General features: G+C 71.6%; 14 protein-coding genes. 11 read left to right on the top strand and 3 right to left on the bottom strand.

All coding sequences use genetic code 11. The features are described from left to right. Positions 1-3 precede the first annotated feature (3 nt). From IF46_RS0122405 to IF46_RS34855, 3 genes are read left to right on the top strand one after another with little or no spacing between them, the layout of a single operon-like run. A complete protein-coding gene (locus tag IF46_RS0122405) occupies positions 4-1005 on the top strand; it encodes a hypothetical protein (protein ID WP_030490326.1) in 1002 nt (333 codons plus the stop codon). After that, positions 1002-2600 (top strand): oligosaccharide flippase family protein, encoded by a 1599-nt coding sequence (locus IF46_RS0122400; protein ID WP_030490325.1) that lies wholly within the window; start codon positions 1002-1004, stop codon positions 2598-2600. The genes IF46_RS0122405 and IF46_RS0122400 overlap by 4 nt, the downstream gene beginning before the upstream one ends. After that, the gene (locus IF46_RS34855; protein WP_051724080.1) at positions 2597-3451 is read left to right on the top strand and encodes a sulfotransferase family protein; all 855 of its coding nucleotides are present in this window, start codon (positions 2597-2599) and stop codon (positions 3449-3451) included. The genes IF46_RS0122400 and IF46_RS34855 overlap by 4 nt, the downstream gene beginning before the upstream one ends. Here the strand turns inward: IF46_RS34855 and IF46_RS0122390 are convergent. From IF46_RS0122390 to IF46_RS0122380, 3 genes are read right to left on the bottom strand one after another with little or no spacing between them, the layout of a single operon-like run. After that, on the bottom strand, positions 3448-4920 hold the full coding sequence (locus tag IF46_RS0122390) for a hypothetical protein (protein WP_030490323.1): 1473 nt from the start codon (positions 4918-4920) through the stop codon (positions 3448-3450). The two genes, IF46_RS34855 and IF46_RS0122390, sit on opposite strands and share 4 nt — an antisense overlap. Then, the gene (locus IF46_RS32725; RefSeq protein ID WP_036392903.1) at positions 4917-5696 is read right to left on the bottom strand and encodes a sulfotransferase family protein; all 780 of its coding nucleotides are present in this window, start codon (positions 5694-5696) and stop codon (positions 4917-4919) included. Before IF46_RS32725 ends, IF46_RS0122390 begins: the two co-directional genes overlap by 4 nt. After that, positions 5689-6651, bottom strand: a complete 963-nt coding sequence (locus tag IF46_RS0122380) for a hypothetical protein (RefSeq protein ID WP_030490322.1) — start codon at positions 6649-6651, stop codon at positions 5689-5691. The genes IF46_RS32725 and IF46_RS0122380 overlap by 8 nt, the downstream gene beginning before the upstream one ends. Positions 6652-6787: 136 nt before the next feature. On the opposite strand from IF46_RS0122380, the gene IF46_RS0122375 reads away from it, so the two are divergent. The 8 genes from IF46_RS0122375 (at position 6788) to IF46_RS0122340 (ending at position 14983) form a co-directional block, all read left to right on the top strand. Continuing rightward, a complete protein-coding gene (locus IF46_RS0122375) occupies positions 6788-8191 on the top strand; it encodes a glycosyltransferase family 4 protein (RefSeq protein ID WP_084597998.1) in 1404 nt (467 codons plus the stop codon). After that, on the top strand, positions 8188-9198 hold the full coding sequence (locus tag IF46_RS0122370; protein WP_051724078.1) for a sulfotransferase domain-containing protein: 1011 nt from the start codon (positions 8188-8190) through the stop codon (positions 9196-9198). Before IF46_RS0122375 ends, IF46_RS0122370 begins: the two co-directional genes overlap by 4 nt. Further along, complete coding sequence (locus IF46_RS0122365) at positions 9199-10113, top strand: sulfotransferase family protein (protein ID WP_030490319.1); 915 nt, start codon at positions 9199-9201, stop codon at positions 10111-10113. Between the two features lie 102 nt (positions 10114-10215). Then, complete coding sequence (locus tag IF46_RS0122360) at positions 10216-10893, top strand: hypothetical protein (protein ID WP_030490318.1); 678 nt, start codon at positions 10216-10218, stop codon at positions 10891-10893. A gap of 175 nt (positions 10894-11068) precedes the next feature. Then, a complete protein-coding gene (locus IF46_RS0122355) occupies positions 11069-11887 on the top strand; it encodes a basic amino acid ABC transporter substrate-binding protein (RefSeq protein WP_030490317.1) in 819 nt (272 codons plus the stop codon). Between the two features lie 97 nt (positions 11888-11984). Further along, positions 11985-12779 carry an amino acid ABC transporter permease gene (locus IF46_RS0122350; protein ID WP_030490316.1) on the top strand — a complete coding sequence of 265 codons (795 nt, stop codon included), beginning with the start codon at positions 11985-11987 and terminating at the stop codon, positions 12777-12779. A 4-nt stretch (positions 12780-12783) separates the two neighbouring features. Continuing rightward, positions 12784-13623, top strand: coding sequence for an amino acid ABC transporter ATP-binding protein (locus tag IF46_RS0122345; RefSeq protein WP_030490315.1), 840 nt, complete (start codon positions 12784-12786; stop codon positions 13621-13623). 355 nt (positions 13624-13978) lie between these two features. Further along, the gene (locus tag IF46_RS0122340; RefSeq protein ID WP_030490314.1) at positions 13979-14983 is read left to right on the top strand and encodes a multicopper oxidase domain-containing protein; all 1005 of its coding nucleotides are present in this window, start codon (positions 13979-13981) and stop codon (positions 14981-14983) included. The last annotated feature ends 18 nt before the right edge of the window (positions 14984-15001 follow it).

Genomic DNA, 15001 nt, shown 5'->3' with positions numbered 1-15001 from the left:
AAAGTGGAGATCGTCGACTACCTGCGGGTCGCCCGGCGGCGCCTCTGGGTACTCGTGGGGGTGCCGGTGCTCGCCACCGGCGCCGCAGCCGCCATCGTCCTGTCCGCGCCACAGCAGCACAGCGGGACCGCGTACGTGGCGGCGCCGGCGCTGGTGGGCGGTGCGGCCGGGACGCAGTACAGCGGCACGCAGGCGGCGAACCAGTTCGTCGCGGCGTTCGGCGCGGCGGTCACCTCGCCCCGGGTCCTCGCCGACGTGGCCGGTGACACCGGCGTGCCGCCGGAGCGGCTGCGCGACGGGCTCGCCATCACCCAGGTCGGCGCGAGCAGCCAGCTGGAGGTGACGTACACCGCCGGTGACCGGGCAACTGTCGCGCCGGTGCTGACCGCGACCACCACCCGTGCGCTCGCCTTCCTCTTCTCCTCCCAGGTCGGCATCGCCACCGGTGAGGTCGAGGCGGCCAACGCCGACGTCACCGCGGCGACCAAGGCGATCGGTGAGTGGGAGAAGGCCAACAAGGTCTCCCAGCCGGACCGGATCTACCAGGCGACGCTTAGTGAGTTGACCAGCCTGCGCCAGCAGCAGCTCTCCATGCAGGCGGTCGGCAACGGCCGGGGCGCCGAAGCGGCTGCCACCGCGATCACCGCCGCGCAGCGCAAGCTCGACGAGCTGGGGCCGAAGCTCCCCGACTACCAGGCCCTGCTCGCTCAGCGGGACGCGGCGACCAACGCACTGTCCCAGGCGCGGGAGGGGTTGCAGGCGGCGCGGGCGCAGGCCCAGGCCGCCGATCCTAAGCAGGTGACAAGCATCGGCGAGGCGCACGAGGTGAGCCGGATGGCGGAGCTGGTGCGTACCGCCCTGCCGGTGGGCGGCGCCGGTCTGCTGCTCGGGGTGCTGCTGGTGGGCGTACTCGAACTGCTCTCGCGGGGTCGTGCCGCCGCCCGCCCGACGGCACCGGCGGCCCCCTCGGTGCCGGCGGAGACCGTGGCCGCGGCACGACCGTGACCGTCCCGGAACACTCCGGCGGGTCGCCGGCCGCGACGGAGGCTGGCGGGTCGCCGGCCGCGACGGAGGCCGGCGACCGGCAGGTACGCGGCATGGCGCGCGGCGGTGTGCTGAACCTGGCGAGCGCGGTGCTCAGCCAGGTGGCGCTCTTCCTGGTCATGCTCTTGCTGGCCCGGGCCCTGGGGGTACCGGAACTCGGCCGGTACGCGCAGGTCTACGCCGTGCTGTCGCTGCTGGGGCTGCTCTCGCTCTCCGGTTTCCGGGCCGGGCTGACCCGGTTCGTGGCGGTGCATCTCGCCGACGACGATCCGGCCGCGCTGCGAGGCGCGATCCGGCTCGGGCTCGGCATCTCGGCCGTGGCGTCGACGGTGATCGCCCTCGGTCTGGCGGTCGGCGCGCCGTGGCTGGCCGGGGCCCTGCACGACCCGCAGCTCACCACCGGGCTGCGGTTGGTGGCGCTGTGCCTGCCCGCCACGACCGTCTGCGAGGCCGCGCTCGCGGCCACCCGAGGTTGGCGCACGCAACGGGCCTATGCGCTCATCGGCCAGGTCTACGAGCCGGCCGCCCGGCTGGTGCTCACCGCGCTGGCGCTCGCCCTCGGTGCGGGCCTGACCGGCGCGTTCTGGGCGCTGGTGGCGGCGAGCTGGAGCGCCGCCGCGTTCGCTCTCGTGGCGCTGGCCCGGATGGTGCGCCGGGTGCCTGCCGCCCGACCCGCGTACCGGCCGGGTGAGCTGTTCCGGTTCTCCACGGTCAGCTGGGTCTCCTCGCTCTCGTCCACCGGGCTGATCTGGGTGGACGCATTGCTGCTCGGCTTCTTCGACTACGGCGCCGATGCGATCGGCATCTACCACGTGGCGACCCGGCTGGTCACCATCGCGGTGTTCGTGCTGGCACCGGTCAACGCGTCGTTCGGCCCGCACCTGGCCCACCTCTACCACCAGGGCCGACTGGACGAGGTACGCCGCATCTACCGGGTCGCCACCGGTTGGGTGCTGCGCCTGTCGCTGCCGGCCTTCGTGGCGTTGCTGGTCTTTCCGGAGCAGTTGCTGCGCCTGGTCGGCGGGCCAGGTCTGGCCGGCGGCGCGGCGGTGACTGTCGTGCTGGCCCTCGGCCAGCTCGTCAACGCCGCGACCGGGCCCTGCGGGACGCTGCTGAACATGTCCGGCCGGGTCTCGGTCAACATGGTCGACAACCTCGCCGCCCTGCTACTCAACATCCTGCTCAACCTCTGGCTCATCCCGGCGTACGGCATTCTCGGCGCGGCGGTGGCCTGGGCGGTCTCGTTGGCCGTGGTGAACATCGCCCGGGTCTGGCAGGTGCGCGCGCAGGTACACACCGTGCCGGTGACGGTGGGCATGGTCAAGGGCCTGGTCGCCGCGCTGCTGGCGTTGGGCGTCGGGTTCGGTGTGCGCTGGCTGGTCGAGGGTTGGACCGCGCAGCTCGTGGTCGGTCTGGCCGCGATCGGGGTGGCGTACCTCGCTGCGGTGCTCGCCCTCGGGCTCAGTCGGGAGGACATCATGGTGTTGCGGTCGGTGACCCGCCGAGGCGGTCGACGCGCCGCCGCCTCCGGCCCCGCCGTCAGGGTCGGCTCGTGACCGGCGGCGTGCGGCGTCAGGTCACCGACCGGCTGCGCCGGGGGGTACGCGCGACGCGGGCGTGGGGACGCGCGGCACGACCGGGCGAGCCCGGCCCGCTCCCGGACTTCCTGGTGATCGGCGGCCAGCGCTGCGGCACCACCTCGCTCTACCACCACCTCGCCGCGCATCCCCGGGTCCGGGTGGCCAGCGGCAAGGAGTTGCAGTTCTTCAGCGTCCACCATGGTCGGGGGACGCGGTGGTACCGGGGGCACTTCCCGCGCCTCGCCTCGGGCGAGCGGACGTTCGAGGCGAGCCCCTACTACCTGTTCCATCCGAGCGTGCCGGCCCGGGTCGCGGCGACCCTGCCGGAGGCACGCTTCGTCGCACTGCTGCGCGACCCGGTGCAGCGGGCGTACTCGCACTACCTGCACACCCGCTCGTACGGGGCCGAGCCGCTCTCCTTCGCCGACGCGCTGGACGCGGAGGAGGACCGGCTGGCCCGGGCGACGCGGGGCGGCCCGGACAGCCCCGCAGCGCACCGGGCGTTGCGTAACTACTCGTACGCGGCCCGGGGTCGCTACGCCGAGCAGTTGGAACGGTGGTTCGCGGCGGTCCCGCGCGAGCGGATCCACGTCGCCCGGACCGAGGATCTGCACGCCGACCCGGTGGGCACGTACGGCGAGATCCTGCGCTTCCTCGGGCTGCCGGCCTTCACCCCCGAGGCGTTCACCCGGCACACCCGTCGCGTCGACCACGGCCCCTCGCAGCTCACGCCGGAGCTGCGGGAGCTTCTGAGCGAGCACTTCGCGCCGCACAACGCCCGCCTGGCCACCCTGCTCGACTGGCACGATCCCTGGCCGGCCGGTTAGCGCACGGTGGCGAGGATCCGGTCCACCGGCTGGTCGGCGCGGAGCAGGACGGGGACGTCGGTCACGGTGGTGCCGCCGCTGGCCGCGCCGAGCGGGGAACCCACCGCCCCGGTCCGCCCGCCCGGTGCCGCCGGCACGGTCACCGGAGTGTTCGACGCCGACCAGAGCACCAGCGTGCTCTGCCCGCCACGGACGAACGCGACCCCGCTCAGCTTGCCGGCCACCGACGGGGGCAGCGGCGTGACGTTGGCGTCCCGGGCGGCGTCGGCCAGCGCCGCCAGCATCCGGCCGGCCTCGCGTTCGGTGCCGTCCGGGTCGAGCAGGCCGTAGCGGACCTCGCTGCCGGCCGCGTTGTTCGGGTTGTACGCCAACGGCAGCCAACTGATCTCGCCGATCCCACCGGCGGCCAGCAGGGTGACCGTCTTGACCATCTCCGCTGCCCGGCTGGCCGGGTCACCGTCGGCGTCGCGCCAGAACTGCCCGACCTCCCACGCCTGCATCGGCGTGCCCGGCGGCGTGGTCGCCCGGAGGTAGTCCAGCAGCGGCGCCACCCCGCTGAAGTGCTCGTAGAAGTGCACCTGCCGGACATCGACGGTGCGGTCGGTCAGCAGCGACTCGGTCACGGCCAAAAAGCGCAGGCTGCGGCTGTTGGTGGCGGTGCCGAGCGCCTTGCGTAGCTGCGCCTCCCCGGTCACCGCCGGGATCTGCTGCCCCCGGGTGCCGACGCGGCGCTGGAAGTACGCCTGGTAGGCGGCGAGGGCCTCGGGCACCCGACCGGCGCGCAGCAGCCGGTCGGCGACACCCATGCCGTACGCGACGCTGCTGATGCCGGAGTCGACCACCCGCGCCTTCGGGTCGGTCGCGCGGATCGTCTCGGCGGCGGCCCGGACCAGCCGCGCGTACTCCTCGGGGCTGCCGGCCCAGTAACTCGGGGCGTTGACCTCGTTCTCGATCGCGTACTCCCGCACCCCGTACGGGCCGTAGCGCTGCACCACCGAGCCGACGAAACGCTGGTACGCGGCGAGGTCGGTGGGCATCGCCGACTCGGTCTTGTTCGCCTCACCCCGGGTGTAGCGGGCGGTGCCACCGGTCGCCCAGCACACGCCGGTGCGGATCTTCAGGTGCAGGGTGATGCCCAGGTCCCGGCTGCGGGAGGCGACCTCGTCCAACCCGGCCCAGTCCGTCTGCCCCGGGGCCCGTTCGATCTCGCACCAGGAGATCTCCTCGTACGTCGCCGAACCGGCGATCCGACGTAGGTACGGCGCGAACTGCTGGTAGCGCGACCAGTCCCAGTGCGCGCCGAAAGGGTTGCTCACCGCGCCGGCGGTGCTGGTGGCCCCGGGTGCCGGAGTCGCGGAGGGGGTGGCGGCCTTCGGTGGATCGTTGTCGCCGGCCGTGCAGCCGGCGGTGAGCGCGAGGGTGGCGGCGAGGGTGGCGGCGAGCGCGCGCAGCCGGGCCGGGCGGGTCACCGGTAACCCAGGGCGCGCAGGGTCGGCCCGGAGAAGACCCAGACCAGCAGGCGCAGGAACGGGTCGAGTTCGCGGCGGTAGGTGCCCACCCGGGAGCCGTAGATCGGGTCGGTGACGCTCGCCGCCGCCCGCCGCTTCTCCGCCTCGGTGGTGTACTTCTGGGCCACGTCGTGCTGCTTGCTGTCGTAGTCGAGGATGCCGTCCTCCCACGGCTCGCCGAGGAACTCGAAGAGGCCCCGCATCGTCTTCTCCGGCTCGCTGACCGCCTGCTCGTAGCGCAGCTCGTAGTAGCGGTCCGCCGGCAGGGTGGCGCCGAACGCCCGCGCGGTGCGGATGTAGCGCGGCCACTTCACCACGCACTTCACCGCCGACCAGTAGCCGAACCGTTTGCGGTGCGAGACCACCACGTCGCGTCCGTCCCGGATGAGGTGCACGATCTGGGCGTCCGGGAAGACCTCGGTGACGAAGTCGAGCGACATCGCGTACAGCGGGGTCTTGTCGGCCCACCGGGCCTTGCCCCGCGCGGTGGCGTAGTCGGCGTGCACGCCGCCGAAGAAGTCCCGGATCCGGCGCAGCCAGTCCTCGCGTGGAAAGCCGAAGCGGGCCAGCCGCTCCCAGTCCCGCCCGACGATCCGTCGCAGGTCGGGCAGGAACCGGGTCTCCGGGCCGCAGCTGATGCGCGAGTGCGAGTCCAGGACGAGGCGCACCATCGTGGTGCCCGACCGCTGGCACCCGACCAGGAAGATCGGCGCGGTACGGGTGTCGGTCTCAGCCACGGTCGACCGCCTTCGTCGTCTCGGATCGGGTGTCGGCCGCGGCGCGGTCGAGCCGGTCGGTCAGCTCGTCGCAGCGAGCCCGCACGCGCGGGTCGATCGGCAGCAGCCGGTGGTTCGTCGCGCCGTGCGACTCGCGGGGGGCGATGTGCGCGTGCAGTCGGGGATCGTAGGGGAAGTCGAGGAAGGCGCAGAGCCGCCGCAGTTGTGCCGCCGGCTGGGCGACCAGGCTGTCGTAGCGGCAGAGCAGCACGTCGGCCCGCTGGTCCAGACCGAGCTGGAAGACGAGCGAGTTGCGGACGTACCAGAACAGCGCCGCGCCGCTGTGCGGATCGAGCCGCTGCGGGTCGTGGGCCCGGATCAGCTCGATGGCGTCGGCGTCCAGCCGCTGCCCCTGCCACCGTCGGCCGATGCTGCCGTCGGCGATCGCCCGCAGGGCCCGCAGGTTGGCGTCGCCGAACTTGGCGACCTCGGAGCGGGCCCGGTCGTCGACATCGCGGTAGACCCAGAGCGCACGACCGGGCGGCAACCCCGGCAGGGCCAGCAACTCGTCCACGCGGTGGCTTTCGCAGAGCGGCTTGACCAGGACGTACGCGTGCCGGCTGCGCCCGACGGTGGCGGTCAGCACCGCGTCCGAGCGCAGTTGGAAGCGGTGGAAGAGGGTGCTGTCGTTCTCGTTGCGCACCTCGACCTCGGGGGCCGCGTCCAGACCCCGGACCAGCATGTTCGTGCCGGAGCGTTGCAGGCCGACCAGGTAGACCGGCATCGCCGAGCCGGGCGCTCGGCCAGCCCGCCGTCGCCAACGTCGCTTCGCCAGGGCGGTGCCGATCCGCTCGACCGGATTGAGGCGGTCCTCCTCGACGAGCCGTCCGATCCCCTCGGTACGCGCCCAGCGAAGATGCCGTCGGACCCGCCGAGCGGTGTACGCGAGCGCGGAGACCTCGTCGTCGGCTGCCACGGGTCCTCCTCGTCGGGCACCAGCCCGGCCCAACACCAGAGCGGGTGCGACCGGCGGCAGCCAGGCTATCGAAAGATCATGGCGGGAGGCCAGGCCGCGGACCGCTCGGACAGACGAAGATCAACCGTTCAGCCACATGCCAAACGTGAGCTGGACTCGCCGACTCGCCCTGCATACCGTGAGCCCTGGCCGGGGCGGGCAGACCTCGGTCATCACCTCCGGGCCCGGTTCGCCCGATCGACGTGAGCAGGCCGAGTCGATGCGCGTGCTGCATGTGAACAAGTTCCTCTACCGCCGTGGCGGCGCCGAGGGGTACCTGCTCGACCTCGCCGATCTGCAACGGGCAGCCGGCGACACGGTCGCCTACTTCGGGATGAGCCACCCGGAGAACGAGACGCCGCTGGCGTACGCCGCGCGGTTCCCGGCCGAAGTGGAGCTGGAACCGGCACCGAGCGGGCTGCGGCCCCGCGCGGTGGCCGCCGGCCGGATGCTGTGGTCACCGACGAGCCGCCGCGGGCTGGCCCGGGTGATCGACGACTTCCAGCCGGACGTGCTGCACCTGCACAACATCTACCACCAGCTCTCCCCGTCGGTGCTCGCCGCGGCCCGGTCGGCCGGAGTGCCGTGCGTGCTGACCATGCACGACTACAAGCTCGCCTGCCCGAGCTACCAACTGCTGGACCGGGGCCGCCCCTGCCAGGCGTGCGTCACCGGCGGCCCGATGCAGGCGGCCCGTCGCCGCTGCAAGGACGGATCGCTGTCGCGCAGCGGGCTGCTCGCGGTCGAATCCTGGCTGCACCGGCAGTTCGACGCGTACGACCCGGTGCAGCGATTCGTCAGCCCGAGCGGGTTCCTGGCCGACGTGATGCGTCGCGCGGGCGTCTACCCGGACCGGCTGCGAGTGGTCAACCACTTCGTCGACCTGACCGGTGTCGCGGCCAAGGAGTCACCCGGCGGCGGTGTCGTCTTCGCCGGCCGGCTGGCCCCGGAGAAGGGAGTCGACGTGCTTGTCGAAGCCGTCGCCGCGCTGCCCGACGGGGTCACCGTGGACATCGCCGGAGACGGTCCGGCACGTGCGGAGCTGGAGGCGCTCGCCGCGCGGCGGGTGCCCGGTCGGATCCGGTTCCACGGCCGCCTCGACAAGCCCCGCCTGCACGAGCTGATCCGGTCGGCGGCGGTGGTCGCTGTTCCGTCCCGCTGGCACGAGAACCAACCGATGGCGGTGCTGGAGGCGTTCGCCTGCGGTGTCCCGGTGGTCACCACCGACCTGGGCGGGCTTCCCGAGCTGGTCGAGTCCGAGGTGGACGGTCACATCGTCGCCGCCGATGAGCCCACGGCCCTCGGCGACGCGCTCAACGACGTCCTGGCCGACCCCCAGCGGGCGTACCGGATGGGCCGGGCCGGCCGGGCGAAGGTCGCCGCCCAGTTCGCGCCGGAACTGCACCTGGACCGGATCCGTGGGCTCTACGCGGAGGCCGCCGAGGCGCTGCCGTCCCGGCGAGCCGGCCGGGCCCCCGCCGGTGGGGGAGCGGCCCGGTGAGCCCGGTGCGGGTGCTCTACCTCGCCGGCAGTGGTCGCAGTGGCAGCACGCTGGTGACCACCGTGCTGGGACAGTTGCCGGGTTTCTTCGCGGCGGGCGAGCTGCGGTACCTGTGGCGGCGCGGCCTCCTGGAGAACCGGCCCTGCGGCTGCGGATCCGCGCTGGCCGACTGCCCGCTCTGGGCCCGCGTGCGCGCCGACCTGACCGAGGCCGACCCGGCCGGGATCGCCGCCCGGCTGGCCGCGCGGCTGCGCCTGCGGGGGCTGCCCGCGCTGCTGCGTCGCCAGCGTCGGGGGCAACCACCGGTCCCGGGCCACCCCGACGACACGCACCTGGCCCGGCTCTACGCCTCGATCGCCGAGCACACCCTGCCCGGCCCGTCCGGCGGTGTCATCGTCGACTCGTCGAAGCTGCCGCCGTACGGTGCCCTGCTCGGCAGCCTGCCCGGCATCGACCTGTACGTCCTGCACGTGGTGCGTGACCCGCGCGCGACCGCGTACTCCTGGCGTCGCCGACGCCCCCTGGACGGGCGGGCGGACGACCAGCTCATGAGCCGACCACCCGTCGGCAAGGCCGCGCTGCTCTGGCTGGTCTGGAACACCGCGACCCTACGACTGTGGGGTGGCCGCGGCGAGCGCTACCTGCGGATGCGGTACGAGGACTTCGTGGCCGATCCGGCCGGCAGCACCGCCCGGATCGCCGGCTTCGTCGGCGCGAGCACCGAGGAGCTTCCGTTCCCGACACCGGCCACGGTGCGGCTCACCCCCACCCACTCGGTGGCCGGCAACCCCTCGCGGCACCGCACCGGGCTGGTCGACGTGGTCGCCGACACCGAGTGGCTGACCGGGCTCTCCACCCGCGCGTACGCCGTGGTGACCGCGCTGACCGGGGTGGCCCTGTCCCGGTTCGGCTACCCGTTGCGCCGCCCGGCGGCCCCGTCCCTCGCGGCCCGCCTCAGCGCGGACCCGGTCGTCTCCTCGTCACCCGCCACCCGGCAGGAAGGCTGAATGATGCTCTCACTGGTGGTGGGCACCGGTCGCTGTGGTTCGACCCTGGTCCAGGAGCTGCTCTCCCGACATCCCGGGGTCGGCTTCGTCTCCGGCCTGGACGACAAACTCGCCCGGCTCAACCCCAAGGGCCGGTTCAACGGCGCGCTCTACCGGCGGTCGGCGCCCCGCCCGGCGGGCATGACCTCGCTGCGGCACAGCCGGCGGTTGCTGGAGCGAGGTCGGCTGCGGGTGGCGCCGTCGGAGGCGTACCACCTGCTCGACCGGCAGGTGCTGGGCGGCTTCTCCCGACCGTGCCGGGATCTGCTGGCCGAGGACCTGACCCCGTTCGTGGCCCGGCGGCTGCGGGCCTTCTTCGACGAGCGGATCGCACGGCAGGGCTGTGAGCAGTTGGTGCAGCACATCACCGGGTGGCCGCGGACCGGCCTGCTGCACGCCGCGTACCCGGATTTGCGAGTGGTCAACGTGGTGCGCGACGGCCGGGCGGTCGCCAACTCCTGGCTCCAGATGGGCTGGTGGGACGGCTGGCGCGGGCCGGACAACTGGATCTACGGGCCGCTGCCTACCGACCTGCGGGAGGAGTGGGCCGAGTCCGGTCGCTCCTTCCAGGTGCTGGCCGCGCTGGGCTGGAAGATGCTGATGGAGGCCTTCGCGCAGGCCCGGCTGTGCCACCCGGCCGACCAGTGGCTGGACGTGCGCTACGAGGACCTGGTCGAGCAGCCGCGCGCCGAGGTCGGCCGAATGCTCGACTTCCTCGGCCTGGACTGGTCGGCCGCCTTCGAGAAGGGCTTCTCCCGGTACGACTTCACGGCGGGCCGGGCGGCGGCGTACCGGGACGAACTCAGCCCGGCGCAGCTCGCCGCGATCGAACGGGTGCTGGAGAAGCCGCTGGCCGAGTGGGGCTACCAGGTCTGAGGCTCATCCATGCCGTACTGCGCACCCGCGCTGCTATCGACGGATATCAAGGGGGACGGCTACCCTGTGGCACCACACACTCCATCGATGTGAGGAGATGCGATGGCGCGCCGTACCGGCCGGCCTTCCTACCAGTTGGACACCGCCGATGAGCGTCGTCGCCGCACAGTGCGCTTCGCGGCCGTCGCGGGCGTGATCGCGCTGGTCACCGCGTTGCTGGGTGGGCTGATCGGCTACCAGGTGGGTCGTCCGGACGCCACCGAGTCGGCCATCGCGAGCATCAAGCAGGCCGAGGCGAAGCGGGACGCTCAGCAGATCGCGGAGTTGATCGAGACGGCCCGACGACTCCGTGACCAGATCGGCCCCGTCCTGACCGCGATCAAGACGGAGGCGACCGCCGGACGTGCGCCGGACGCGGCGAAGGCACGCCAATGGCAGGAGACCATGCGGCAGGCGGCCGAGCCGTTCGCCGACCCGCCGTCGGGGACCACCGCCACCAACGTGGCGCGGGGAGGTCTGCGCGGAGCGGTCCAGCAGGCGTCGCTGGCCGTCGACGCCTATGCGCTGGCCGCCGGCGTTCCGGCCGCGCAGCGGGCCGCCCTGCTGGATGTCACCGCGCGGCAGGCGGCCGAGGCCGCGACGAGTTGGTCGGTCGCCGCGACCCAACTCGACCAGATCAGCATCGATGCCGGCCATGGCCATCAGCACGTGTTCCTGGACACAGACGCGCATGAAGGGGCACTCACCCCGGACGGGGCGGCCGAGGGAACGGGTGGCTGAGGCACGTTGCGGCACGAGTGTCGGGTTTGCGCCGGGTGTCGGCGTGCCGCACCGGTCGAACGGCCGCAGCGTGCCCTGGGGGCGACCCGCCGGATCGGGTACGGTCGCTTACCACAAAGTCTATGAACCAGATTGGCTTTCTATGCAATGGAAGCCGAACCGGAGGGACACAGCCGTGAGGTTCCCCAGCGCCGTCCGCCAGGCCGGCCTCGTCGTGGCCGTCGCCGCCCTCGCGCTGACCGCGGGATGCGCCAAGAAGGACGACAGTGAGGTCCAGGCCAGCGGCGTCAAGCTCGTCGCGGCCGGCAAGCTGACCGTCTGCACCCACCTGCCGTACCCGCCGTTCCAGTCCAAGGACGCCAGCGGCAAGGTGACCGGCTTCGACGTCGAGATCATGGACCTCGTCGCCAAGGAGTTGGGTGTCGAGCAGAAGATCGTCGACACCCCGTTCGAGGGGATCAAGTCCGGCCAGGACCTCAACACCGGCAAGTGCGACGCGGCCGCCGCCGGCATGACGATCACCGAGGAGCGGCGGAAGGTCATCGACTTCTCCGACCCCTACTTCGACGCCACCCAGGCGATGCTGGTCAAGACCGGCAAGACCTACAAGTCGCTCGACGACCTCAAGGGCAAGAAGCTCGGCGTCCAGGCGGCCACCACGGGTCGTGACTACGCCAAGAAGCTTGAGGCGGAGAAGGGCCTGAAGCTCGTCGAATTCGAGGATCTCGCCGCCCTTCAGCAGGCCGTCGCCAACGGCCAGGTCGAGGCCGCCATCAACGATCTGCCGGTCTGGACCGAGTACCTGAAGAAGAACCCGGGCGGGTTCGAGGTGGCCGCCGAGTTCGACACCGGCGAGCAGTACGGCTTCCCGGTGAAGAAGGACACGAACCCGGAGCTCCTCAAGAAGATCAACGAGGTGCTGGCCAAGGCCAAGCAGGACGGCACGTACAACACGATCTACGAGAAGTGGATCGGCAAGCGGCCGAGCGCCTGAGCCGCGTAGCGGCCGAGCGCCTGAGCACAGCGCAGTACCGGAGGGCGCGCGTCCCGCGCGCCCTCCGTCGGTAACTCCGGGAAGGCAACGAACGAACGTGAAGCTGCGACGCCGCCAGCGGGAGCGGCTGTCCCTCGGGCTCCAGTACCTGGTCTTCATCGCGATCATCGCCACGGTGCTCGTCGCCGCGGACTGGGACAGGTTGGCCGACGCGTTCTTCCGCGTCGACATCATCAAGTCGATGTTCCCGACGATCATCACCGTCGCGCTGCGCAACACCGTCCTCTACACGCTTGGCGCGTTCGCCTTCGGCCTCGTCTTCGGCACCATCCTCGCGCTGATGCGGCTGTCCCGGGTGGCGCCGTACCGCTGGGTGGCGACGGCGTACATCGAGCTGTTCCGGGGCCTGCCCGCGCTGCTGGTGCTCTTCCTCGTCGGATACGGCATCCCGATCGCCTTCCCGGAGCGCGAGATTCCGGGCGGGGTGTTCGGTTCGATCGCGATCGGCCTCGGGTTGACCGCTGCGGCGTACATGGCGGAGACCATCCGGGCCGGCATCCAGGCCGTCCCGAAGGGGCAGATGGAGGCGGCGCGGACCCTCGGCATGTCGCACTTCACCGCCATGCGCACCATCGTCATCCCGCAGGCGTTCCGGATCGTGATCCCACCGCTGACGAACGAGCTGATCCTGCTCACCAAGGACTCGTCGCTGGCGTACGTGCTGGGTGTGACGGCGCAGACCATCGAGATCACCAAGTTCGGTCGGGACATGCTCAACGACCGGGTGAACGCCACCCCGCTGCTGGTGGCCGGCCTCGCCTACCTGGTGATCACCCTGCCACTGTCGCAGGTGGTACGACGCCTCGAACTCCGCTACGCCAAGGCTCGGTGACCCCATGACGACCACTCCCTCCCGCCCCGCCGTGGAGATCCGCGACCTGCACAAGTCGTTCGGAGCGCTCAAGGTGCTCAAGGGCATCGACTTCGAGGTCGGCCAGGGCGAGGTGGTCTGCGTCATCGGGCCGTCCGGCTCCGGCAAGTCGACCCTGCTGCGCTGCGTCGACCTGCTGGAGGAGCCGACGGCCGGCAAGATCTGGGTGAACGGGGTCGAGATGACCGACCCGGACGTCGAGATCGACGCGGTCCGCCGCGGCATCGGCATGGTCTTCCAGTCGTTCAACCTGTTTCCGCACCTGACCGTCCTGAACAACCTCACCATCGCCCAACGCCGGGTGCTGCGGCGCGGTCGGGCCGAGGCCGAACGGATCGCGCGGGCCAACCTGGAGCGTGTCGGGCTGACTGACAAGGCCGACGCCTTCCCGGCGCAGCTCTCCGGTGGGCAGCAGCAGCGGGCGGCGATCGCCCGGTCGCTGTCGATGGAGCCGAAGCTGATGCTCTTCGACGAGCCGACCTCCGCGCTCGACCCGGAACTCGTCGGCGACGTGCTCACCGTCATGCGCAAGCTGGCCGAGGACGGCATGACGATGATGGTGGTCACCCACGAGATGGCGTTCGCCCGCGACGTCGCCGACCGGGTCGTCTTCATGGATGGCGGCGTGGTCGTCGAGCAGGGGCCGCCGCAGGACGTGCTCGGCGCGCCGAAGCACGAACGGACCCGCGCGTTCCTCTCCCGGGTCCTCGACCCGACGCACGTCGCGCAGCTCGGCCAGCCCGAGCAGTCGCCCGCGCCGCCGCAGGCCGCCGGCCTGCCGGCGGACGACCGCCACAACCTCTGACGACAGCTTCCGTACGTCCGTCCGCCGGGTTGCCCTTCCGAGGGCAGCCCGGCGTCGTCGTGTGCGCTCCTCGGTGGCCGGTGCGGGCGGCGTCCGCCCACGACTGACCAGGTCGACCGCGTACGTGTCAGCTTCATGTCAATCGATGGACGTTGTGATGTCAAGGCAATCTTTTTGCAATCAGACCCTGTACTTCCGTCGATGGATTACATAAGTTGCTCACATTAATCGAAAGTTCTGAGTCTTCCGAGCAAAGTTCGCGACGGGCCTCACCCTCAGTCGTGCTACCGCCCCCGTGCTCGGGTCGTTGCACCCTGCCCTCGTCGCGTCTTCGCCCGGTCGGGAACGGAGACCAATGGACGATCACGCTGGTGGCCCTCACCGCCACCTGTCCCGAAGATCGCTGATCGCCACCGGGGCGCTCGCCGCCGGTGCGTTGGGCGCATCCGCCCCAGCGATCGGCACCGCGTTCGGAGGTAGCCCCGCCCGGGCCGCCACCGGCGTCACCAAGAAGATCACCATCTACGCCGAGCAGTTGCCCGGCAACCTGTACGGGTACGGCCTGGCACCTGGCCAGGCCACCGTTCCTGGACCGATCCTGGAGATGTACGAGGGTGACACCCTGGAGATCACCCTGGTCAACACCACCAGCCAGCGGCTCTCCATCCACCCGCACGGGGTGGACTACAGCACCGAGTCCGACGGCAGCCCGTTCAACGCCTCGTTCAACAATCCCGGCGAGACGCGGACGTACGTCTGGCGCTCGCACGAGATGGTGGCGGCGGCGGGCCGGCGGTACATGCCGGGCAGTGCCGGCTACTGGCACTACCACGATCACGCCATGGGCACCGACCACGGCACCGGCGGCGTCGCGAAGGGCCTCTACGGGGCGCTGATCGTCCGGCGGCGCGGCGACATCCTGCCGTCGAAGCAGTTCACCGCCGTGTTCCACGACATGATGATCAACAACAAGATGGCCCCGGCGACCCCGATGTTCGAGGCGAACCTGGGCGAGCGCGTCGAGTGGATCGCCATCGGCCACGGCAATCTGTTCCACACCTTCCACCTGCACGCGCACCGCTGGGCGGACAACCGCACCGGGATGTTGGAGGGGCCGAGCGACCCGAGCCTGGTGGTCGACAACAAGGACCTCAACCCCGGCAGCTCGTTCGGTTTCCAGGTGCTGGCCGGGGAGGGCGTCGGACCCGGCGCGTGGATGTACCACTGCCACGTACAGACGCACTCCGACGGCGGCATGGCCGGCATCTTCCTGGTGCGCAACGCCGACGGCAGCATGCCGCCGGGCGCCGAGGAGGCGATCCACCGGTTCCAGGGCCACACCCACACGCACGGAAGCTGACCGAACCGAAAGTGGGGA

This window comes from Micromonospora chokoriensis, from assembly GCF_000718555.1.
GTDB lineage: Bacteria > Actinomycetota > Actinomycetes > Mycobacteriales > Micromonosporaceae > Micromonospora > Micromonospora chokoriensis_B.
The sequence above is the reverse complement of the archived record's forward strand: the minus strand, read 5'-3'. Positions and strand labels throughout refer to the sequence as shown.